The following is a 242-nucleotide window of genomic DNA, read 5'->3' on the forward strand; positions in this document are numbered from 1 at the left end:
GATGAGTGCAGGCACCAAACACATCCACATTGCACAAAAAGGAGGAAGAAAAGCCCGAAGCGCAACACTGGATATCACCTATGCGCCAGTGACACTCAAAGCGCCTTACAATAAGAAAGGACGCTCCATCCCAGTTTACTATGTCGGCAGTGCAGAGAGAGGAAACGCTGAGAACGGCTTAAGCTGGCACCTATTAACCAGTGAACCAGTCACCAGCAAAGAAGACGCCTTAGCTATCATCA

At 49.2% G+C, this 242-nt stretch carries 1 pseudogene; it reads left to right on the top strand.

The features are described 5' to 3' along the window. Positions 1-242: pseudogene (locus H4J63_RS20150) on the top strand (IS4 family transposase); the annotation flags it as partial.

Source organism: Pseudoalteromonas sp. 5Ae-yellow, assembly GCF_014077565.1.
In the GTDB taxonomy this organism is placed as follows: domain Bacteria; phylum Pseudomonadota; class Gammaproteobacteria; order Enterobacterales; family Alteromonadaceae; genus Pseudoalteromonas.